This window comes from Paraburkholderia sp. GAS82 (assembly GCF_050436285.1).
Taxonomy (GTDB): domain Bacteria; phylum Pseudomonadota; class Gammaproteobacteria; order Burkholderiales; family Burkholderiaceae; genus Paraburkholderia; species Paraburkholderia phenazinium_B.
On sequence record NZ_JBNDLX010000010.1, the window covers coordinates 86,360 to 107,519 of the forward strand.

The 21,160-nt window shown below is 61.8% G+C and carries 19 protein-coding genes; 15 read left to right on the plus strand and 4 right to left on the minus strand.

Annotation, left to right across the window (positions count from 1 at the left end; translation table 11 throughout):
- Positions 1 to 20: 20 nt before the first annotated feature.
- From P3T17_RS28235 to P3T17_RS28260, 6 genes are all read left to right on the plus strand, one after another.
- Entirely contained in the window at positions 21 to 371 is a 351-nt protein-coding gene (locus P3T17_RS28235) for a hypothetical protein (RefSeq protein ID WP_143787686.1), read from the plus strand.
- 531 nt (positions 372 to 902) lie between these two features.
- On the plus strand, positions 903 to 2,036 hold the full coding sequence (locus tag P3T17_RS28240) for an alpha-D-ribose 1-methylphosphonate 5-triphosphate diphosphatase (protein WP_429409722.1): 1,134 nt from the start codon (positions 903 to 905) through the stop codon (positions 2,034 to 2,036).
- A gap of 208 nt (positions 2,037 to 2,244) precedes the next feature.
- On the plus strand, positions 2,245 to 3,144 hold the full coding sequence (locus P3T17_RS28245; RefSeq protein WP_429409723.1) for a phosphate/phosphite/phosphonate ABC transporter substrate-binding protein: 900 nt from the start codon (positions 2,245 to 2,247) through the stop codon (positions 3,142 to 3,144).
- Entirely contained in the window at positions 3,141 to 4,001 is an 861-nt protein-coding gene (gene phnC / locus P3T17_RS28250) for a phosphonate ABC transporter ATP-binding protein (RefSeq protein ID WP_143787685.1), read from the plus strand. Before P3T17_RS28245 ends, phnC begins: the two co-directional genes overlap by 4 nt.
- Positions 3,998 to 4,798: a phosphonate ABC transporter, permease protein PhnE gene (gene phnE / locus P3T17_RS28255; protein WP_074268097.1), complete on the plus strand. Its 801-nt coding sequence runs from the start codon at positions 3,998 to 4,000 to the stop codon at positions 4,796 to 4,798. Before phnC ends, phnE begins: the two co-directional genes overlap by 4 nt.
- 42 nt (positions 4,799 to 4,840) lie before the next feature.
- Complete coding sequence (locus P3T17_RS28260) at positions 4,841 to 5,497, plus strand: acetyltransferase (RefSeq protein WP_429409724.1); 657 nt, start codon at positions 4,841 to 4,843, stop codon at positions 5,495 to 5,497.
- Positions 5,498 to 5,515: 18 nt separating this feature from the next.
- Here the strand turns inward: P3T17_RS28260 and P3T17_RS28265 are convergent, their stop codons facing one another.
- Entirely contained in the window at positions 5,516 to 6,511 is a 996-nt protein-coding gene (locus P3T17_RS28265) for a DUF1571 domain-containing protein (protein ID WP_429409725.1), read from the minus strand.
- Between the two features lie 273 nt (positions 6,512 to 6,784).
- On the opposite strand from P3T17_RS28265, the gene P3T17_RS28270 reads away from it, so the two are divergent.
- Positions 6,785 to 9,040, plus strand: a complete 2,256-nt coding sequence (locus P3T17_RS28270) for a TonB-dependent receptor (RefSeq protein WP_429409726.1) — start codon at positions 6,785 to 6,787, stop codon at positions 9,038 to 9,040.
- Between the two features lie 146 nt (positions 9,041 to 9,186).
- On the opposite strand, the gene P3T17_RS28275 is transcribed toward P3T17_RS28270, so the two are convergent.
- Positions 9,187 to 10,698 (minus strand): CoA-acylating methylmalonate-semialdehyde dehydrogenase, encoded by a 1,512-nt coding sequence (locus P3T17_RS28275; protein WP_074268095.1) that lies wholly within the window; start codon positions 10,696 to 10,698, stop codon positions 9,187 to 9,189.
- Positions 10,699 to 10,807: 109 nt separating this feature from the next.
- Here P3T17_RS28275 and P3T17_RS28280 point away from each other — a divergent pair, with 109 nt between their 5' ends.
- The 7 genes from P3T17_RS28280 to P3T17_RS28310 all read left to right on the plus strand — a co-directional run bounded on the left by P3T17_RS28280 (position 10,808) and on the right by P3T17_RS28310 (position 17,232).
- Positions 10,808 to 11,749, plus strand: coding sequence for a LysR family transcriptional regulator (locus P3T17_RS28280; RefSeq protein ID WP_429409727.1), 942 nt, complete (start codon positions 10,808 to 10,810; stop codon positions 11,747 to 11,749).
- A 167-nt stretch (positions 11,750 to 11,916) separates the two neighbouring features.
- The gene (locus tag P3T17_RS28285; RefSeq protein ID WP_074268093.1) at positions 11,917 to 12,627 is read left to right on the plus strand and encodes an SDR family NAD(P)-dependent oxidoreductase; all 711 of its coding nucleotides are present in this window, start codon (positions 11,917 to 11,919) and stop codon (positions 12,625 to 12,627) included.
- Between the two features lie 75 nt (positions 12,628 to 12,702).
- Complete coding sequence (locus P3T17_RS28290) at positions 12,703 to 12,933, plus strand: tautomerase family protein (protein ID WP_429409728.1); 231 nt, start codon at positions 12,703 to 12,705, stop codon at positions 12,931 to 12,933.
- A 65-nt stretch (positions 12,934 to 12,998) separates the two neighbouring features.
- Complete coding sequence (locus P3T17_RS28295) at positions 12,999 to 13,925, plus strand: LysR family transcriptional regulator (protein WP_429409729.1); 927 nt, start codon at positions 12,999 to 13,001, stop codon at positions 13,923 to 13,925.
- A 135-nt stretch (positions 13,926 to 14,060) separates the two neighbouring features.
- Positions 14,061 to 15,317, plus strand: coding sequence for an MFS transporter (locus P3T17_RS28300; protein WP_429409730.1), 1,257 nt, complete (start codon positions 14,061 to 14,063; stop codon positions 15,315 to 15,317).
- A 149-nt stretch (positions 15,318 to 15,466) separates the two neighbouring features.
- Entirely contained in the window at positions 15,467 to 15,904 is a 438-nt protein-coding gene (locus tag P3T17_RS28305; RefSeq protein ID WP_429409731.1) for a helix-turn-helix domain-containing protein, read from the plus strand.
- 2 nt (positions 15,905 to 15,906) lie between these two features.
- Positions 15,907 to 17,232 carry a type II toxin-antitoxin system HipA family toxin gene (locus tag P3T17_RS28310; protein WP_074268088.1) on the plus strand — a complete coding sequence of 442 codons (1,326 nt, stop codon included), beginning with the start codon at positions 15,907 to 15,909 and terminating at the stop codon, positions 17,230 to 17,232.
- Positions 17,233 to 17,234: 2 nt separating this feature from the next.
- On the opposite strand, the gene P3T17_RS28315 is transcribed toward P3T17_RS28310, so the two are convergent.
- Complete coding sequence (locus P3T17_RS28315) at positions 17,235 to 18,428, minus strand: MFS transporter (RefSeq protein ID WP_074268087.1); 1,194 nt, start codon at positions 18,426 to 18,428, stop codon at positions 17,235 to 17,237.
- 160 nt (positions 18,429 to 18,588) lie between these two features.
- The gene (locus tag P3T17_RS28320; protein ID WP_429409732.1) at positions 18,589 to 19,110 is read right to left on the minus strand and encodes a dihydrofolate reductase family protein; all 522 of its coding nucleotides are present in this window, start codon (positions 19,108 to 19,110) and stop codon (positions 18,589 to 18,591) included.
- A gap of 503 nt (positions 19,111 to 19,613) precedes the next feature.
- On the opposite strand from P3T17_RS28320, the gene P3T17_RS28325 reads away from it, so the two are divergent.
- Positions 19,614 to 21,101 (plus strand): diguanylate cyclase, encoded by a 1,488-nt coding sequence (locus P3T17_RS28325; RefSeq protein ID WP_429409733.1) that lies wholly within the window; start codon positions 19,614 to 19,616, stop codon positions 21,099 to 21,101.
- Positions 21,102 to 21,160: the final 59 nt, after the last annotated feature.

Genomic DNA, 21,160 nt, shown 5'->3' on the forward strand with positions numbered 1-21,160 from the left:
AGCACGGCACGGCATATCAAGTGCAACAGACATCAATGGGCACACGCGTGCAGCGTCCTTCGCCTGAACGAATAGCGAATTACATTGCATTGATGAGTGGTATCGATCCAGATGCCGCCAAAGCGGTCCCGGACCAGCCGAACTCAGGCAAGACAAACCAGGAGCAAGTCACCCAGACCGGTTACAAGCCGCAACCAGCCTGTCTTTTGAAAATGATTCGGTATACGAACCAAACTCAATCACGTTCTGTCCAAGCTGGCTTCGTCACGCGGCAAACGAAAGTTAGCAAGACATTAACGCTGCATCAAACTTTTTTTGACAAACGTGGCATCTCAATCACAGTATTTACCTTTCGTCACCTTACCCGGTAAGCCCAACAGTTCCCGCCCCGGGCGACGAAGCGAACGATGCATCTGGCAGCAGCCAAATTCGCTTACTCAACGTTACTTGTCTACACCACGGCATATTCGTCAGCATACGATGCGCTCACACTGCTTCTTACTCGTCGCAGTGGTCGTAAATACCTGTTTAGGTCCGCCTTATTGACCGTGGGGCGGACCCTTTTTCGTCTGGTGTTTTTTTCGCCATTTCCACCTGCTCTCTTTCTCGCCGCTATCGTCTACGGATCGGCGCGAGGCCCTCTTCCCTGCGTGAACAATCTCCCGCTCGACACCTCGGCGCGTGTCATGGTGCTGTCACGCACATCGGTTCCAATGAAAGCCTTACCGTGCATTTCAGCGCGCGAGCAGCGATGCAGGGTGAAGGCACGCCTTCTCGGGGCGATCGAGTGTCGTCCAAAACGTCTAGACGATTAGATGTATCGGTCCTCCTCGATTCCCCGGGAGGCGGCGGCGCCCGCAGAACGTCATTGCGCGATATCCGGCACCAAACGGAGCATGTCCATGCTGATCAGGAACGCTCGCGTCGTCACGCGAGACGAAGAATTTCTCGGAACCGTGCGCATCGAAGACGGTTTCATCCGCGATGTGGAGCGCGGCAGCACGTCCGCGCCGAATGCCGAGGACTGGGACGGCGACTATCTGCTGCCCGGTCTGATCGAACTGCACACCGACAACCTCGAGAAGCATCTCGCGCCCCGCCCAGGCGTGCGCTGGAATATCGACGCCGCATTCGTGATCCACGATGCCCAGGTAGCCGCAGCCGGAATCACGACGGTTTTCGATTCGCTCAGAATCGGCGCGCGTTCGGACGTCGACATGCACAACCGCGACTTGCAGACGCGTTGCACGCAAGCACTCGCGCGCCTGTCCGAGTGTCAGTTGTTGCGTGCCGACCATTTCCTGCATTTGCGCTGTGAAATCGCCGCCCCCGATGTCGTAGAGGTGTTCGACTCGCTCTACACCCACCCCCTTCTGCGGCTCGCTTCAGTGATGGATCACACCCCCGGCCAGCGGCAATGGCAGGACCGCGACCAGTGGCGCCGCTTTCAGGAGCGCCACGGCAAGCTGACTGACGAACATTTTGCCGCCGTGGTGGCCGAGCTTTCAGAAGGTCAGGAGCGTTACGCAGATCAACACCGCCGCCAGATCGTCGCCCGTTGCGCAGCGCTCGGCGTGCCGGTGGCGAGCCACGACGACACAGTGGTCGAGCACGTCGAGCAGGCCGCCGCCGAAGGCATCGTTCTGGCGGAATTTCCCACTACCCACGATGCCGCCCAGGCCGCACACCAATACGGTATCTCGACGATCATGGGCGCTCCGAACATCGTGCGCGGCGGTTCGCATTCCGGCAACGTGTCCGCGCTTGAACTCGCGAAATCCGGTCTGCTGGATATCCTTTCGTCAGACTACGTACCCTCGAGCCTGCTGAGCGCAGCGTTCGAACTGGTCGACAAGGCGGGCTGGACGCTGCCGCGCGCCATGAGGACCGTCTCAAGCGAACCCGCGCGCGTGGTGGGGCTGCACGACCGCGGCTCGATTACAGCAGGCCTGCGTGCGGATTTCGTGCGGGTGCGGATGCACGACCAGCTCCCCATTCCCCGCGCCACGTGGCGCGCGGGTGAACGGATCGTCTAGGCGCGCGGGCCGCCACCATGCTGGTGCCGTCAAATTCATCTAGACGTCTCTATCCGTACACCGATGTGTCATATGAGATTTCTAGAATGGTCCAGATTGAATTTTCGGACCGCGTTTGCAGCGCTCCTGCCCTAAAAGGCGGGAGACTGATGCGGGGTTCACAAGTCGTCGAATGTTCGCTGCGGTTCAAAACTAACTTGAGGAATTTATGAAGTTGTCCAAAGTTTTTGCCGCTTCGGCACTGGCAGTCAGTTTCATTTCCGGCGCTGCCCATGCGGCCGGCACCTGTCCGAACGACGGCGTGGTCCGTTTCGGCGTCGAACCGTACGAATCGGCGCAGCGCATGCTGCCCGTGTACAACGATCTCGCCAAGCTGATCGGCGACAAGCTCGGCTGCAAGGTTGATATCTACGTTGCGACCAGCTACAACGCCGAGATCGAGGCAATGCGCAACAACAAGCTCGAGTTTGGTCAGTTCGGCCCGCTGGGCTATGTGCTCGCCCATCAGGTCGCGCACGCCGAGGCGGTTGCGACGTTTGCCGGCGAAGGCGACAAGCCGGCCACCTACTACGCTTCTATCGTCACGTGGCCGGGCTCGGGCGTGAAGACGCTTGCCGATACCAACGGTCATTCATTCGCTTATGCCGATCCGGCCTCCACCTCCGGGCATCTGTTCCCTGCGTATGGTCTCAGCAAGAACGGCGTCGATCCGGACAAGGGCGTCAAGGCAATCTACGCGGGTAGTCACACCGCATCGTTCGAAGCGCTGCGCAACCACAAGGTGGATGCGGGCGAGCTGAACAGCGAAGAGATCGCGAGCGCCAAACTGCATAACGAGTACGATCCCGCTGGCTACGTCACGCTCTGGAAATCCGAGCCCATTCCGCTCGATCCTCTGGCAGTGCGTGCCGACCTGCCCGCCGATTTCAAGGCGCGACTGGCAGCCGTGCTGAGTTCACTCGATTTCCGCGAGTTGCCGGAAGCCGACCAGAAATTCCTCGCAGCAAACGAGAATCCCCAGTTGAAGACGGTCCCGCAAACGGATGCCGCCTACAACCAGATTCGTGACCTGGTTTCCACGCTTCATATCGACCTGGCAAAACTGTGAATACCCTCTCCAGCACCTCCGGCGCATTGCCGCTGGACCCGGCCGGCGACCGTGCGGCCGCTGCCTCCAGCGTGCCGGCAACGGCACCGCGCGCCAAGCTCGCTCCCGGCGTGAAGCTCGCCGTGCGCGACCTGTCGATGCGCTATGCAAATGGTCACGCCGCGTTGCGCAATTTCAATCTCGCGGTGAAGGCCGGTGAAATGGTCGTGGTGCTGGGCAGCAACGGCAGCGGCAAGTCGACGTTCATGAAGTGCGTGGTCGGCTTGAACCGGCCGACGGGCGGCGCGGTCGAACTGGCCGGCCGCGATCTGGCCGCGCTTTCGGGCAAGGCGCTCCGGCAGGCCCGTCTGCCGCTCGCACTGATCTCGCAGAACGCCAATCTCGTGAAGCGCCGCAGTGTGCTGGCGAATGTCTGCTGCGGCACGCTGGGTCGCCACAAGACGCTCAGCACCGCGCTGGGACGCGTGCCGCGCGAGGAAATCGAACCGGCCCGCGCTTACCTCGACGAAGTCGGCCTGCTGCATCTGGCCGGGCAACGCGCCGGTACGCTTTCCGGTGGACAGGCGCAGCGTGTGGCTGTGGCCCGTGCGCTTGCGCAGCATCCACACGTCCTGCTAGCTGACGAACCGGTCGCCAGTCTCGACCCCGAGGCGGCAGACGAAGTCATGCGCCTGCTGCGCCGCCTCGCTACGGAAGACGGTCTCGCAGTGGTTTGCGTGCTGCATCAGCCCGAACTGGCCACCCGCTATGCCGACCGACTGGTCGGACTGCGCAGCGGACAACTGGAGTTCGACCGCCCCGCTTCGGCAGTTTCCAGCCAGCAGATTGCAAGTCTCTATCTGGCCGAGGCGGCATGAACAAGGTGCTCGACATGCGCACGCCGGTTGCGTCATCCGGAGTGCGAACTTTCTGGTCTGCCACTGTCATCGTCGTCATCCTCGCGCTGTTCGTCCAGGCGTGGATCGTCGTACAGGCTCGTCCGCAGGATCTGGTGACCGGCGCTCACGGTATGGCCGATATCATTTCGCGCGCCATGCCGCCGGCCTTCGATCAGTTCGTGCCGAATCTGTGGCCAGTGCTCGAAACGATTGACCTCGCCATTTTCGGCACTGTGTTCGGCGTGCTGCTCGCGTTCCCGCTGGCAATCCTCGCCGCCGCCAATGTCACGCCCGCGAAGCCTCTCTACTATGCTGCGCGTGCGGTGATCGGCGTCACGCGGGCCGTGCCCGATCTGGTGTGGGCGCTGCTGTTCGTGACCGCGGTCGGATTGGGGCCGTTTCCGGGTGCGCTGGCGCTGGCGGTGCATTCGATCGGCATGCTGGGACGGCTCTTCGCCGAGGTGATCGAAGACATGGACATGGGTCCGGTCGAAGCGCTCACGCTGACTGGCGCCGGCCGCTTGCAGATCCTGAGCCATGCTGTGGTGCCGGGCGTGTTGCCCTCGCTACTCGGCATCGGCCTGTTCCGCTTCGACGAAAACCTGCGCTCGTCGCTGGTGCTCGGCTTCGTGGGCGCAGGTGGCATCGGCTTCCAGTTGTTGACCGCCATGAACCTGTTCCAGTACCAGACGGTGTCGTTCCTGCTGATCGCTACGTTTGTGCTGGTCGCATGCGCCGAACGCGCATCAGCCTATCTGCGCGGTCTGGTCGCCTAGCCTGAGACGGCTTCCCCTCCTTATCGAATCACGAGAATTCGCATGCTGATCAATCATGGCGTCGGAACCGACCCGTGGACGCTCGGCCGTCCCTTGAAGGAAGAGCCGGACATCCACCCTACGGCGCTGGTGCGCGCCAGCGACTTCGGCCGCTACACCTATCTCGGACCGCGTAGCCATGTGGCGCAATCGGTGCTGGGCGACTACGGTTATGCGATGGGCGACAACCAGATCGCCCACGCCCATATCGGCAAGTTCGCAAATATCGCTACGGGCGTGCGTATCAACCCGCCGAACCACCCGGCATGGCGCGCGACGCTCCATCACTTCACGTATCGCTCACGCTCCTACGGCTTGTCGCTTGACGACGACGCCAGCATTTTTGAATGGCGCGCACAGGACTGCGTGGAAATCGGTCATGACGTGTGGATCGGCCACGATGCCATCGTCATGCCGGGCGTGAAGATCGGCACCGGTGCGGCAATCGGCTCGGGCGCCGTCGTCACCAAAGACGTGCCGCCGTTCGCGATCGTCGTAGGCGTACCGGCGCGCGTACTGCGCTTTCGCGTGGACGAGCAGACTGCGGAGCGCTTGCAGCAGATCGCCTGGTGGGACTGGAGTGCGGCGCAGATCGACGGCGCACTGGCCGATTTCCGCGAACTCAGCGCGGTCGAATTCGCGGAAAAATACTATAAGTAGGGGATGCCGGGCACGACGTCAGCGGAAAGCGTACTCGGGATTGTGCCGGTCGAAAGTGGCATCGCTCCAGTGGCGAGGCACGACGTTTTCGAAACGGATCATCTCCAGCAGGTTGCCGTGCGCGTCCCACGCGGCTTCGCCGCTGGGCCACGGGTGCTGAAGATCGAACAGCAGCCGCACACGTGGCGCATAGTGAGCCGGCGGCCCTGAGCGGGCAACCCATGTCCACGCAAGCAGGCGCGTCCCCTGCGCGTTCATGAGCTCGATGCGGGTCGGCTTTTCGCTAAGGCCCTCGTCGCGAAAGCTGCGCGCGTCATGTTCGACAGTACGGGCAATGAACTGCAGACTCAGATCGCGCACGCTATGGCGCGACTGGGCATGTGCGAACGACCCATCCACCGCCACCTTGCCTGACACGAGACGCAGCAGGCCGCCAGCGTGACCGTAGAGGCTGTCCGGATCCGTCGTTTCGTCGTACAGGATCTCCTGTCCCGCATGGGCGCCGTCAGGCAGCCACTTTGCGTAGACCTTTCGCGGCGTGTCCTGGTAACGGATGATCATGTGATCGGGCCGCTCGGACCATCGGCCGGAAATACGCTCCTGTCGGAACATGCTGTACTCGTAGCCGTTGTCGAGCGCCATGTCGAACTTCGCGTACTCGACGAAGGCCTCCGGCTTCATTGCGTTCATCAGGGAAAGGATCTGATCGTCGGAGAGCGACAGCAGCGAATGATTTTCGATTCGTGTGCGCAAGGACTTCGCCTGTTCTTCGGCTGTGAGACAGCGGAACCGTTCGATGTCCGCGCTCACGGCATCCTGTGTCGCGGCATGGGTGCATGCCATCGACGCGCCGGACATGGCCGCCGATACCGCACCGGTCGATTGGGCGAAAGCGCCCGCTGAAACCATCAGGCAAGTCAATGCGAACGCGAGCACGCGCCGCCAGGTCCGCGCGCTTGCCTGCGGGCCCACAGCAGACAGCCTTCTCCAGCGTCGTGAACCATTGGAACTCATGAACGGCATCCCGGCACCGGGTGGGCTCGACACATCAAGCGTCAACGCACGGTAAACGCCGGCTGATGCCCATGTATTCCAGACGGCCGGCATAAAAATTTGCAAGACCATGGAATAAACCCCTCGGCCCTCTCGTTTGCACATGGTTAATGCGAATCACTTTGATTTGCGTTAGCAAATTTAGCCCACGGAATTGTGACACCGAGCGCGTACCCGCGTCGTCTCCGTGGAAAACGAAAGCAACATGTAATAAAAACGAGAAGGGAATTTACGATGAGTGCAAAGGGGAGCCGAGAGACGATCTGCACGGCCCAGGTATGCAGGCATATCGGCAACACCGTGTTTTCTCTGGCGGCATTGGCCTTGTCGGAAGCGGCGCTGGCGCAGCAGAGCGCGCAACCGGCGCCGCCCTCGCCAACCGAGGCGGCGGTTACTACGCTGCCAGCGGTCAAGGTCGAAGGCAAAACGCCCGCTGACTATAGTCCATACGGCGGCAACGACAATATCGACAACCCGACACAGGCCGCCAGCGCCAGCAAGACAGGCACGAAGCTTCAGGACCTCCCTTCGAACGTCCAGGTCATCCCGCGCGCCCTGCTGTCCGAACAGGGTGCGACGATGTTGCGGGAGAGCGTCAGCAACGCGAGCGGGATCAACGTAGGCGGTCAGGACAGCAAAGGCTACTACGACCACTTTCTGATTCGCGGCCTGAATGCGCAGATCTACGAAGACGGCTTCTCCGATGGCGATCTGCTCGGCGGCATCTCGCATTCGCTCAACGGCGTCGAGAGGATCGAGATTCTCGAGGGGCCAGGCTCGGCGCTATTCGGCAGCGGCCCTCCGGGCGGCACCATCAACATCGTCCACTACACGCCGTCGCCGGAACTTCACTACGGGGGAAGCCTGGAAGCCGGCTCGTTCGGCACGGTCTCGAACAGCGACTACATCACCGGCCCAACCGGCATTGCCGGTCTGAACTACCGGGTGGACGCCACCTTCTCGCGCGCCGACGGCTTTCGCGATCTGTACAGCCGCGACGACGAAATCAGGCCGCAGCTGCAATGGCAACTGGGCAGCCATACGATCAACTTCACGCTCGATCTCCGGCAGACCCACGAAACACCGGATTCGTATGGGCTGATCTATTTCCACGGGACGCCCATCAGCGGTGTTTCGATCAATTCGAAATACTCGACACCGTTTGCCTTCGCGAATGAGAACTTCGTCCGCCCGACGATCACGGACGCCTGGCGAGTCAATGACTTTCTGACGATCAACAACCGCTTCTCCTATCTGCACCGTACGCTCGACGTGCTGGGCAACGGCGACAGCACGAACACGAAGGTCGTGGGCGATGAAGTCGTGGGGCGGCAACTTCGTCAGCAGGACGACAACGACAGCAGCTTCGACTATCAACTCGAGCCGGTCTGGCGATTCGGCACCGGAAGCGTCGCGCACACCCTGGTCACGGGCTTCGAATTCCAGCACCAGACTATCGATACGAACCGTAGCACCGCCGATCTCCCGAACATCCCCGATGCTTTCGCGCCGGTGCCGCCGGAGACGTCTCTCGCGGGCCTGACGTTCCTGTGCGATGCCAAGCATTCCTGCGACAACGATGATCTGGCCGCGAACTACTACAGCCTGTACGCCACCGATCAGATCGATGTAACGGACAAGCTGAAGATTCGCGCGGGCGTCCGGCAGGACTGGTGGGATACCTCGCTCACACCGCTGATTTCGGTGCCCGGCGCTTTCAATTCCAACGGCCAGCCGATACTCGCAGGCGTCAAGGAGACGCAAGACAATGCACCTGTCAGCTGGAACATCGGCGCGCTGTACAAGGTGCTGCCGTGGATGTCGCCATATGTCGGCGTGTCGAAGAGCTACCTTGCCAACTTCAATTCGGAAAACGCTCAAGCCGGCATCGGTGCGCCGGAGTCGGCGCTGCAATACGAAGCGGGTATCAAGTTTTCGTTTCTCGATGACCGGATTGTGCTGAACACGGCTTTGTTCGATGTATCGCGGAACAACGTCGCAGCGGCTGTCACGCTCAACGAGGTGGAGTCGGTCGTGTTCGACAGTCAGAGGACCAAAGGCGCGGAAGCATCGTTCGATGCCGCCGTGACGGATCATCTGCATGTCCTCGCGAACGTGACCGCGCAGCACGCGGTGATCACCGACAATCCGCAAGGCATCACGTCAGTGGGCAACCATCCGCAAGGCGCGCCCGCCTACATGGCCAACTTCTGGACAACTTACGATTTTTCGATTGGGGGAATTCCGGGCTTTCACGTTGGAGCAGGCGTGAATTACGTGGGCAAGAGCTATAGCGACATTACCAACGTCAATTCGATTCCGTCTTATGTGATTGCAAACGCGGCGTTTGGCTATGAAGCGCGTACGTGGGGTGTCGACGTCAACGTCCACAACATCACGGACCGGCGCTATTTCGTGGCGGCTAACGCGGCGGGTGTCTATGTTGGCCAACCGCTGAGCGCGTTTGTGAACCTGCACGGAAACTTCTGACCGGGGAGGCGGCGCGCGTCTGGCGCCGTATTGTTCAAGGGGAGACGCTCGCCATTCCGGCCAGCGCCTCCCCCTCCGATACTTCGATGCGTCGACCGTGGCGGCAAGACCGCCGCGACCACGCAACGCATCGCCTTCTTTCAGACTTACTTCGCCGTCGGCATGGCGAACTCGGCACCCTTCTCGGTGCTCTCGGGCCAACGCTGCATGATCGACTTCTGCTTCGTGTAGAAACGCACGCCCTCTTCACCATATGCATGCATGTCGCCAAACAGGCTGCGCTTCCAGCCGCCAAAGCCGTGCCATGCCATCGGCACGGGAATCGGCACATTGATGCCGACCATGCCGACTTCGATCCGGCGTCCGAATTCGCGTGCCACGTGGCCATCACGCGTATAACACGCGACGCCGTTGCCGAATTCGTGGGCATTGATCAGGTCCACCGCCTCGGTGAAGTCCTTGACGCGAACGCACGCAAGCACCGGCCCGAAAATCTCTTCCTTGTAGATGCGCATTTCCGGCGTCACGTTGTCGAACAGCGTGCCCCCGGTGAAGAAACCATCTTCGTGGCCGGCAACCTTCAAACCGCGGCCGTCGACGACGAGTTTTGCGCCCTCTTCGACCCCAAGCTTGATATAGCCTTCGATGCGCTCCAGCGCCTGGCGCGTCACGATCGGGCCCATTTCCGCATCGGGCTCCATGCCGTTCTTCACCACCAGATTGCGGGCACGTTCGGCGAGGCGCGGAATGATCTTGTCGGCTACATCGCCCACCAGCACCGCCACGGAAATCGCCATGCAACGCTCGCCAGCAGAGCCGTAACCGGCACCGACGAGCGCGTCGATAGCCTGGTCGAGATCGGCATCGGGCATCACCACCATGTGGTTCTTCGCGCCGCCCAGCGCCTGCACGCGCTTGCCGTTTTTCGCGCCAGTCTCGTAGATGTAGTTGGCGATCGGCGTCGAACCGACAAAGCTCACCGCCTTCACGTCCGGATGTGCCAGCAGCGCGTCGACCACGACCTTGTCGCCCTGCACGACATTGAACACGCCATCCGGCAGCCCGGCCTGCTGCAAAAGCTCGGCCATGAACAGCGACGCCGACGGATCGCGTTCGCTAGGTTTGAGAATGAACGTGTTGCCGGCCGCGATGGCAACCGGGAACATCCAGCACGGCACCATGCACGGGAAGTTGAACGGCGTGATGCCTGCCACCACACCCAGTGCCTGACGCGTGGTCCAGTTGTCGATGCCCGTCGAAACCTGTTCGGTGTAGTCGCCCTTGAGCAGTTGCGGAATACCGCAGGCAAATTCGATCACGTCGATGCCGCGCGAGACTTCGCCCTGCGCATCGGAGAACACCTTGCCGTGCTCGGCCGTGATGATGGCCGCGAGCTCGTCTTTATGCTTGTTCATCAATTCGAGGAAACGCAGCATGACCCGCGCGCGGCGGATCGGCGGCGTGTCGCTCCACGCCGGAAATGCGGCTTTCGCGCTCGCAACCGCTGCTTCGACGTCCGCAGCCTCGCCCAGCAACAGCGTGCGCGGCCGCGCACCGGTGGCCGGATTGAACACAGGCTGGCTACGGGTGCCCGCACTTTTGACACGCTTGCCCTGAATGAAATGTCCTACGTCTGCACTATCGTTGAAGGCTTGCATGTCGACTCCTAGTCGTGGATTGGCGATCTATATAGTCTAGGGGTGCACGCCCCCCACTGCAAAGGCGCTATCATTGAACTCATTGTTTTCTATAGTGAACAATGAATGTATGGAAAGCGGAAAAATTGAAGGCCTCTGGACCCATCTGCACTGGCTGACGGTACTCGCGGAACAGGGAAGCTATACGGCCGCCGCCTCGCGCCTGGGGGTCAGCAAGGCCGCGATGAGTCAACGTATCTCGGAACTGGAGCGCTCGGCAGGTATTTCTCTGGTGCGGCGCACCACGCGCAGCGTGCGCCTGACCGAAGCCGGCCAGCGGCTCGTCGAGAATACGCGCAGCCAGTATGAACAGATCGCCACCAGCTTCGCCAGCGTGCGGGAGCTGGCCGGCGTGGCGCGCGGAGTCATCAGGATCACCGCGCCGGTGGCCTTCGCCCGGCAGCAGCTGGTGCCCAGATTACCCGCGTTTTTGCAGGCCCACGCCGAGGTCAGGGTGCAGCTCGAAGTTTCCGACCGGCTTGCCTCGCTTGCCACGGAAGGCTTCGATCTGGCAATTCGCCACAGTGCGGAGGCCCCGGATACACACGTGGCCTGGAAGCTCTGCGGCACGCAGTCCGTGATCGTAGCGTCGCGTGGTTATCTGCGACGGCGCGGCACACCCGGCATACCCGAAGAGTTGTCCGCCCACGATTGCCTGTTCTATCCGCGCGCAACCGGTCCTGCGATGTGGTCCTTCGAGCGCAAGACGGCGCGCAAAACCGCTACCGCGCCCGTCACGCTGCCGGTGAGCGGACCGTTTTCCGCCAACAACAGCGAGGACCTGCGCGATGCGGCGCTCGAAGATCTGGGCATCGCGCTGCTACCCGATTTCACTGCCCAGGCGGCCGTACGCGCCGGCAAGCTCGTTGTGCTGTTGCCCGAGTGGCGCGTCACCGGCGCATTTGCAGACCAGCTTTACGTGCTGCGGCCCTACGCGTCCCATGTGCCGCGCGCCGTGAGCCTGTTCGTCAGCTATCTGCGCGAGAGCTTTGCCGGCGGATTCCCGCTTTAGGAGGGTTTGGCGCGGAACCCACCGCGCCGCATTTATTCCTCGGAGTCACAAGTGTTTGACCATGGCGGGTATTCGAACTTTGCGCCAATGCGCCTAGATTTAGCACCTATCGGAGCCACCGGCCCGACCGGCGCAAGAGCCGGGTCAAACACACACTGAGGATTATCATGAGCACATCACAAAAGGTCGTTGTCGTTACAGGTGCGTCGCAAGGCATTGGCGCAGAAGTGGTTAAAGCATTCCGTCAACTCGGCTATCGCGTGGCCGCCACGGCGCGCAGCATCAAGCCGTCGGACGATCCGGATCTTCTGACCGTCGCAGGCGACATCGCCGATCCCGAAACCGGCCGCCGCCTGATCAGCGAAGCCGTGGCGCGCTTTGGTCGCATCGATACGCTGGTCAACAACGCCGGTATCTTTATCGCCAAGCCCTTCACCAGCTACACCCCGGAAGACTATGCAGCGATCACCGGCGTGAATCTGGGCGGCTTCTTCTACATCACGCAACTGGCCATCGCCGAGATGGAGAAAAACTCGAGCGGCCATATCGTCAACCTCAGCACTACGCTGGCCGACCAGGCGATTGAAGGTGTGCCTTCGGTGCTCGCTTCGCTGACCAAGGGCGGTCTGAACGCGGCGACCCGCTCGCTTGCGATCGAATATGCAAAACGCGGCATTCGCGCCAATGCGGTCGCGCCCGGCATCATCAAGTCGCCGATGCACGCGCCCGAAACGCATGCTGCGCTCGGCGCCCTCCATCCGGTCGGGCATATGGGCGAAATGAGCGATATCGTGAACGCCATCCTGTATCTGGATTCCGCTCCGTTCGTCACGGGCGAAATCCTGCACGTCGACGGTGGCCAGAGCGCCGGCCACTAAGCGCAAACGGGCGCCTGCCGCCAGGTACATCCCGGCCGCAGGCGCCCAGCCGTCCGATACTTCAAGGAGAACAGCATGCCAATCGTCACGATCCAGGTCACCCGCGAAGGCAGCAAGCCGGGCAACGACTCCGTCACCGCAGAAGAGAAGGCGCAACTGATCAAGGGCGCGAGTCAGCTCCTGCTCGACGTGCTGAACAAACCGCTCGAAGCGACCTTCGTGGTCATCGAAGAGGTGCCAACCGAGAACTGGGGCTGGGGGGGACTGCCGGTCGAGGCATATCGAAGGCAGCTCAGCCAGAAGTAGCAGGAGCGTCCGCGTCGCACGGTACACTTGGGGAGGCAATTTCGCCGCCGCCCCTCTGATGCAACATGGACCGTATCGACGCGATGAAAGTGTTTATCGCCACGCTCGACGAAGGCAGTCTGGCGGGCGCGGCGCGCCGCCTTGGCCGCTCTCCGGCCGCCGTGAGCCGGGCGATTGCCTTTCTCGAGGAACACACCGGCGCGGCCCTGCTGCACCGGACCACCCGAACGATCAAGTTGAGCGAAGCGGGCGAACGCTATGCGTCCGCCTGCCGGCGCGTCCTCACCGAACTCGAGGAAGCCGATCTGCTGGTTGCAGATGAGCGCTCGGCGCCGCGCGGCCTGCTGACGATAACCGCGCCGGTTGCGGCGGGTCAGGACGTGCTGCGCGGCATCGTCGACGATTTCACCGACCGCTACCCGGACGTCTCGGTCCGCCTGCAACTGCTCGACCGTCCGGTGAGCCTGATCGACGAGGGTGTCGACGTGGCGCTGCGCATCGCGCATCTGGCGGACTCGACGCTGATCGCGATCCCGATTGGCGAAGTCCGGCGAGTGGTGGCGGCCTCTCCGCGGTATCTCGCCAAACATCCGCGCATTAATGAGCCGGCCGACCTCGCGCACCATCAGATCATTTCGATGACCCATTTCGGACTGGATTCGTGGAGTTTCCCGCCGGCGGGCCGCTCCACCGTTCCGCTCGTGGTGGACTTCACGCCGCGTTTTATCGTCAACACCATCCAGGCGGCGGTCGACTCGGCGGTAGCCGGTCGCGGCGTCACGCGCATGTTCTCCTACCACGTAGCGCAGGAAGTCAAGGAGGGCACGCTCAAGCTCGTCCTGCGCGACGCCGAACACGCCCCTCTCCCCATTCATCTTCTGACGCCGCAGGGTCGCCTCTCGGTCCCCAAAGTGCGAGCGTTTGTCGACTTCGCGACGCCGCGGCTACGCCGTCATTTCAAGCAGATGCAGCTGGTTACAGACGCTGATTGAACCGTGCGGCGGAAGAATGTCTTCCGTGTCGAATGAATTCTCTCCTTATTCGGTTCAATCTAGACTGCTTCCATGAGTGACAGAAGGGTGCCGCATCACTGGCGCTCACATCCTGGTTGCCGCCTTGAGGACGAGATGAATCAACCTGCCCAATCACTGTTGCATCCGGTTCAACAACCGGCGTCGCGCGGTTATGCCGAGCGCAACGAGAATCACTGGAAACGCAATCTTGCGGTCTGCGTATTTGGTTCATTCACCACGCTCGTCAGCCTGAGCATGCTGCTGCCGTTTCTGCCGCTCTATGTGCGACAGCTCGGCGTCGAATCGACGTCGGCCGTGATCCAATGGTCGGGCATTGCTTTCGGCGCAACGTTTCTCGGCACCGCCGTAACCGCGCCGCTGTGGGGACGCCTTGCAGATCGCTACGGCCGCAAGCCGATGCTGGTGCGCGCGGCGATCGGCATGGCCATCGTGATGTCGCTGATAGGGGTGGTCCATTCGGTCCACCAGTTAGTGGCGCTGCGTCTGATCGCCGGTCTGGTGGGCGGTTACTCTTCGGCCTCCACCGTGATGGTGGGCTCGCAGGCGCCCAAGGCACGCGCCGGCTGGGCGTTGGGAATACTGTCGACAGGAGCGCTGGCGGGCAATCTGGTTGGGCCGCTGGTCGGCGGCCTGTTGCCCGAATGGATCGGGATTCGCGGCACCTTCTTCGCCGGCGGAGCGATGATCGCAGTGGCGGCGCTGCTGACGATCTTTCTGGTGAAAGAGGACTTCAATGCGGCCGACCACCTGGGCAACCGTGCTGCCAGCAAGACCGTGACGCCGGGCCGCCGGACCAACCATGTCGTGGTGGCCGCGCTCCTCGTCACGGCGATGATGGTGCTGCTTGCGAACATGTCCATCGAGCCGATCATCACCGTGTATATCGGCGGTCTGGGTGTGCAGGCGGATCATCTGGCCCGTATCGCGGGCCTGGTCATGGCGTGTTCCGCGTTGGGCAGCATGTTGACGGCGGCCCGCCTTGGCGCACTGGCTGACCGCATCGGCGGCTGGAATGTGATCGTGGGGTGTCTCGTGCTCACCGGTCTCGTGATGATCCCGCAGGCCTTCGTCACCGAATGGTGGCAGCTGGCCGGATTGCGCATGCTGATGGGCATGACGCTCGCGGGTCTGCTGCCGTCTATCGCCAAGCTGGCCAGACACTCGGTCGACGAGAGCAAGACGGGGCAAATGCTCGGTTATCTGCAATCCGCGCAGTTTAGCGGGCAAGTGATCGGCCCGGTGATTGGCGGCCAGATCGGTGTGGCGCTTGGCCTGCACTCGGTGTTTTTCGTTACCGGCTCCTTGCTGGTGGCATGTGCCGGGCTCGCGCTTTGGGCGCGTAAATCATAGGAAGTGGCGGTTGGCCAGAATACAGGCTTACAGCTGTATTTTGCATTAACAGTCTTTAGCTTGTATTTGCAAAATACAGAGGATAGACTGTTAGTTCGATTTACAGTCTTTAGCCTGTATGAACGTTCAGATATGGAACGGAGCCACCCGTGAATTATCCCGTCAAAACCGTTGCCCAGTTGCGGCCCCTCCTGCAGGGATTCCGCAAGGCCGCCGGGCTCACCCAGGCCATGCTTGCCAGCCGCCTCGGCGTGACGCAGCAAACCTACGCGCAACTCGAGGCTGATCCGTCGGCCGTCAGCGTTGAACGGCTGTTCAAGGTGCTGCGCGTGCTCGAAGTCGAAGTGGTGCTGGCCCAAACGGCCGCCAGCGCAGCGGAGCCCGCCGTCAGCGAAAAAAGTACGGTTCCATCCCGGCCCACGAAGGCTAAAACACCGGGAACGCCCGCGCGTGGCATGAGTCTCGCCCGGCAGCGCGGTGCAGCCGGGCCTGCTAAAGCGGTCCCGAAGGCCTCGCCACGCCCCCAGCAAGACACCGGGCCGAAGCGCCAGGTCAGTAAAACCAGCAAGGCAAAGGAAAACTGGTAACCATGCCGCGCGGCACGCAACCGAACCGGTTAAACCTGTGGATGAACGGGTTGCCAGTTGGCTATTGGGAGACAACCCGCAGCGGCGAGCGTCTCGCGTATCGGGACGACTGGATCGACCATCCGCAGGGTCGCCCGCTTTCGCTGTCGCTTCCGTTTACGCCGGGAAATCAGGCCTATCGGGGCGAAGTCGTCGCGGACTATTTCGACAATCTGCTCCCCGATAGCGAGCCCATTCGCCGCCGCATCGCCCGGCGTTATCAGACCGGCGGCACCGCACCGTTCCAGCTTCTCGCCACGCTCGGCCGTGACTGCGTTGGAGCCATCCAGATGCTGCCGCCGGACGAAGAGCCCGTCGGGCTCCAGAGCATCAGGGGGCGCCCACTCAACGACGCCGAGATCGCCCGCTTTCTACGCGACACGACCTCCGCACCTCAACTGGGTCAGCACGAACCCGTGGACGATCTGCGCCTGTCGATTGCCGGCGCGCAGGAAAAAACCGCACTTCTCTGGCACAACGGCCAATGGCTGCTACCCGAGGACAGCACGCCGACAACGCATATTTTCAAGTTGCCGTTGGGGCTCGTCGGCAACATGCGCGCCGACATGCGGACCTCCGTGGAAAACGAGTGGCTCTGCGCGAAAATCGTCGCGGCCTATGGGTTGCCGGTCGCCCAATGTGAAATCGCCACGTTCGAAGAACAGAAGGTCCTCATCGTCGAACGCTTCGACCGCAGACCATCAACGGACGCACGCTGGATCTTGCGCTTACCCCAGGAGGATATGTGTCAGGCAACCGGCACGCCCGCGCTTCGCAAGTACCAGGCGGATGGCGGGCCGGGTATAGAGGAAATCATGGAAGTGCTCGCCGGTTCCGAGCGCTCGATGCAAGACCGGCGCAACTTCTTCACGACGCAGGTCCTGTTCTGGCTGCTCGCCGCCACCGACGGCCACGCCAAGAACTTCAGCATCGCGCACCTGCCGGGCAACCGTTACGAGTCCACGCCTCTCTACGACGTCCTCTCGGCCCACCCGATCATCGGCCGCGGCGCGAATCACATTGCCGCACAGCGGGTGAGACTGGCGATGGCCGTGCGCAGCAAGAACGTCCACTATCTGATCAACCAGATCCAGCGCCGCCAGTGGATCGCTCAGGGGCAACGCGTCGGATTTTCGCCGGCAGAGGTCGAGGAGATGCTCGGCGAGCTCGCAGCGCGAACGCCTGGCGTGATCGACGAGGTAGCCGCCCTGCTACCCCGGGATTTCCCGCTGGACCTTGCCGAGGCGGTTTTCAATGGCATGCGGCGGCTGGGCAAAAAGCTGGGCTAGCGCTAACCTGGCGACAGCTTGCGCAACCGGCTACGATCCAACGTCACCGAAGCGAACCAGAGAGCGAGGCCGCATAGGGCGAGCAGACTGCCCACCCATCCCGGCGAAGTCCATCCGTACCCTGCCGCGATAGCGAGGCCGCCAAGAAACGGTCCGAGCGCGTTAGCCGTGTTGAATGCCGAGTGATTCAACGCGGCTGCGAGACCTTGAGCGTCTTCCGCGACGTCCATCAGGCGGGTCTGCAGCACCGTGCCGAGCGCGCCGCCCAGCCCGATCAGAAACACATCCAGCGTGAGCAGCCAGACATTGCCGGCAACCAGCGGGAATATCGCGAGCGCGAGCGCGCTCCACACCAGGATCCCACCGGCCGTGCGCATCAGGGCGCGATCGGCAAGAATCGGCACCAGCAGATTGCCTATCGTCAGCCCCACGCCGAAGATACTCAGCACGATCGGCACGACATGCGCCGAGACGCCAGTGACCTCACCCAGCACATCGGCCAGGTACGTGTACACCGCGAACATACCGCCAAAGCCGATCGCGCTGATGCCCAGCGTCAACCACACCTGCGTGTGCCTGAGCGCGCCGAGTTCACGCAGCGGGCTCGATTCCGGATGCGCCGGCTCGTACGGCGCCAGCCGCCATACAAAGGTCATCGTCACGACGCCCATCAAGGCAACGAGGCCAAAACTCCAGCGCCAGCCAATCGCCTGGCCCAGCCAGTTCGCCATCGGCACACCAACGATGGTTGCGAGCGTCAAGCCCAGGAACATGCGCCCAAGCGCGGTCGTGCGGCGGTTTTCCGGCACCAGCGAGGTTGCGACAAGCGCCGCGACGCCGAAATAGGCGCCATGGGGCAGCCCGCTCAGGAAGCGGAACACGAGCATCCAGTGGTAGTTGGGGGCCACCGCGCTCAGGCCGTTGCCGAGCGCAAAGATACCCATCAGCGAAATCAGCAGCGTGCGGCGCGGCAGCCGCGCTCCCAGCACGGCAAACACCGGCGCGCCAATGACCACGCCCAGTGCGTAGGCGCTGATCACGTGCCCTGCCGTGGGTGCATCGATCCCCAGACCGCGAGAGAAGAACGGCAACAGGCTCATCGTCGCGAACTCGGTTGTGCCGATCGCAAATCCCCCCATGGCAAGCGCGAAGATCACCCACCCTGGATGGAGTTTTTTGTTGCCGGTATTGCTCATTACCTGTCCTTAAATCGACCGCGTCGCTTCGAGGCTCACATATAGGGAAAGAGCATCGAAAGCGGACCGCGCCGCATGCTGCTGCGCACAATTCGGCCTGCACTTTAGCGCATTCCGGGAAATAGCGCTGAACGCTCAAAAAGCGTTGCAAGGCGCGGCATCAAACGCCCAGCCGATACTCGCTTTTGACGAGCCCGCTCGCGTACTGATGTGTCGCGATATGCGTGAGAGCAATGTCACGCAGCAGCTCGCCAAACAGGGGGATTCCTGTTCCGATAAGAACGGGCACGCGCGTGACAGTCAGATGCTGTACGAGACCCGCGCGCAGAAACGCCTGAATGGTGATCCCGCCATCCACGTAAATATGCTGGACACCACGACGCTCGAGCAGAGACACCACATCCGCCGGCGATCCTTCGATATGCTCGACGAGCGCGCCGGCGGGCGCTTTCGCCAGCGGGCGAGTACTCAGGACGAATACCGGCTTGCGGGCATAGGGCCACGTATCGAAACCCAGTACCGTTTCGTATGTGTTGCGGCCAATGACGAGCGCATCCACCGTCGCCATGAATTCATCGTAGCCGTGGGGCTCGCCGCCGCCCTCGGGAAGAAAATCAAGCGAGCCATCGACCCTGGCGATGAAGCCATCAAGACTGGTTCCGACAAAGACGGAAGCTTTCATGGCAGAGCCCTCGATGTGCAGTGCGTCATCGCAAAGTCTGCGCTGCCAGTTTTACGCGAAGCTTACGCAACCAGCGAGCCACCGTGTCATCGACAGTTATGCAAATTATTATTGGTCAGACAATTCTCGCGATAAAATCGCGAGCGAAATACAGGCGGGGGACGCTGCTATATGCCTGCAACTCATTCAAACAATATCGACCCACATCCGCAGATGAGTGGAAGCCCGACACGTGCTCCAATCCCATCGAACCGCGTGACCAGCAAGAGGCGCAAACGTTTGGCGAGCCCCTGCTGGACACCCCCACGCGATCGCATAGATCAACTGAATAATCGCGCTCAAGTTTTCTTCACGTGTGCCGTAAGTTTGCCTATGCGGAATGCGGCGATTGTGCAGGGTAGAACCGCATCGAGCCGCGTCCGCCTGCCTGGGGACTTTCGCCTGCTTTCCTCAGCCCTTGAGGTTCAACCTTGCGCCGCCCGTCGCCGTTACTGAAAGTTCTCTTGCCGCTCGCGTGTGCATTCGTCTGTCTGCACGCGCTGGTGCTGCTCGTCTTTCGCTCCCAGGCGGCGGTTCTGACCTACCCCTTTTTGCTGCTCTGCCCAACGCTCGTGATCGCGGCCTGCGGCTGGCGCGTGGCCACGGTCGAGCGCCAATCCCGTTCGGCGTGGATTCTGCTCGCCGCCGGCATGTTCCTCTGGTTGTGCGGCATGCTGCTCAGCGCCTGGGAAGACATCTTCCAGCACATTCCGGTCAGCGTCGCCTACTTTTCGGATGTCTGCTTCTTCCTCTTCGACGTGCCGATCCTGCTGGCGATTTCATCCGTCTCGACAGAACAGTCGATTCCCTTCTTCGTCTGGCTGGACGGATTCCAGGCACTGCTGACCGGTTACCTGACCTACGTCACCATCTTTTCCGTGACGCCGCTGTCCGGCGCCCAGTTGCAGCCTGTTTCGATCTCGGTGCTGCTTTTGACCTACAAGGCCGAGAATGTCATTCTCATCGTGGCATCCACGTTGCGCCTGGTCGCTCAGCCGCGCGGACACGAACGGCGCTTCTACGAAGTCCTCTGCGCCTTTCTCTGGATCTATGGCGTCATGGCGTGGATCTATAACGACCTGGCCGTGTCGACCGACACGCACAATCTGATCGACCTGATGGCCGATCTGCCGTTTCTGTTTCTGGCTGTGGTGGCCGTGATACCCACCTCGCCGCGGTTTCAGCGGGTGCAGCCCGCGCAGAGAAAGCGGCTTGCGCTGTTCATCGAAAACGTCAGCCCCATTTTCTATACCGTCGCGCTGCTGGCGCTCAGCATGTCCGTGATACGCCGGCATTTCTACGAAGGCATGGTCGGGGTGTTCACTGCGCTGGTTGTCTACGGCATCCGCATGACGACCTTGCAAGGCCGTCATTTACGGGTGCAACACGAGTTGCACGAAGCCCGCGACCGGCTCGAAGCGATGGCGTTGACCGATGGCCTCACCAATGCGGCCAATCGCCGCCATTTCGATCAGACGCTCATCGTCGAATGGAACCGCGCGGTCCGCAATCAGGAGCCGCTTGCGTTGCTCCTCGTGGATATCGACTACTTCAAGAGACTCAACGACCGCTACGGTCATCCGGCCGGCGACCGATGCCTCATTTCGATCGCGGCCGCCCTGCAATCGATGTTGCCGCGCGGCGGCGACCTGCTCGCACGCTATGGCGGCGAAGAGTTCGCTGCTATCCTTCCGTCGACCGATGAAGATGGCGCACGCCTCGTGGCGAAAAGGATGCAGGAAGCGGTCCGCTCGCTTAATATTCACAACGAGACGCCGACGGGTGAACTCGTCACGGTCAGCATAGGCATTACCGTATTCGAATCGTCGTACGCCGAAGCCGCCGAGATCGTCGAGGCGGCCGACCAGGCGCTGTATCGCGCGAAAGAAAGTGGCCGCAACCGGGTCGAGGCAATGCCACAACGCGAGTACTTACGAGAAAGGATTGGTTAGATTGGACATAGTGTGCTTGTCATGCTGGCGCGGTACAGGCGGCTGATGCCACCGCAAAT

Excerpts from the sequence above, each read along its gene's own strand:
- P3T17_RS28315 (WP_074268087.1), bottom strand. The coding sequence starts at position 18,428 with ATGAGCAATACCGGCAACAAAAAACTCCATCCAGGGTGGGTGATCTTC.
- P3T17_RS28295 (WP_429409729.1), top strand. The coding sequence starts at position 12,999 with ATGGACCGTATCGACGCGATGAAAGTGTTTATCGCCACGCTCGACGAA.
- P3T17_RS28280 (WP_429409727.1), top strand. The coding sequence starts at position 10,808 with ATGGAAAGCGGAAAAATTGAAGGCCTCTGGACCCATCTGCACTGGCTG.
- phnE (WP_074268097.1), top strand. The coding sequence starts at position 3,998 with ATGAACAAGGTGCTCGACATGCGCACGCCGGTTGCGTCATCCGGAGTG.
- P3T17_RS28245 (WP_429409723.1), top strand. The coding sequence starts at position 2,245 with ATGAAGTTGTCCAAAGTTTTTGCCGCTTCGGCACTGGCAGTCAGTTTC.
- P3T17_RS28240 (WP_429409722.1), top strand. The coding sequence starts at position 903 with ATGCTGATCAGGAACGCTCGCGTCGTCACGCGAGACGAAGAATTTCTC.
- P3T17_RS28285 (WP_074268093.1), top strand. The coding sequence starts at position 11,917 with ATGAGCACATCACAAAAGGTCGTTGTCGTTACAGGTGCGTCGCAAGGC.
- P3T17_RS28300 (WP_429409730.1), top strand. The coding sequence starts at position 14,061 with ATGAATCAACCTGCCCAATCACTGTTGCATCCGGTTCAACAACCGGCG.
- P3T17_RS28270 (WP_429409726.1), top strand. The coding sequence starts at position 6,785 with ATGAGTGCAAAGGGGAGCCGAGAGACGATCTGCACGGCCCAGGTATGC.
- P3T17_RS28320 (WP_429409732.1), bottom strand. The coding sequence starts at position 19,110 with ATGAAAGCTTCCGTCTTTGTCGGAACCAGTCTTGATGGCTTCATCGCC.
- P3T17_RS28310 (WP_074268088.1), top strand. The coding sequence starts at position 15,907 with ATGCCGCGCGGCACGCAACCGAACCGGTTAAACCTGTGGATGAACGGG.
- P3T17_RS28265 (WP_429409725.1), bottom strand. The coding sequence starts at position 6,511 with ATGAGTTCCAATGGTTCACGACGCTGGAGAAGGCTGTCTGCTGTGGGC.
- P3T17_RS28260 (WP_429409724.1), top strand. The coding sequence starts at position 4,841 with ATGCTGATCAATCATGGCGTCGGAACCGACCCGTGGACGCTCGGCCGT.
- P3T17_RS28290 (WP_429409728.1), top strand. The coding sequence starts at position 12,703 with ATGCCAATCGTCACGATCCAGGTCACCCGCGAAGGCAGCAAGCCGGGC.
- P3T17_RS28275 (WP_074268095.1), bottom strand. The coding sequence starts at position 10,698 with ATGCAAGCCTTCAACGATAGTGCAGACGTAGGACATTTCATTCAGGGC.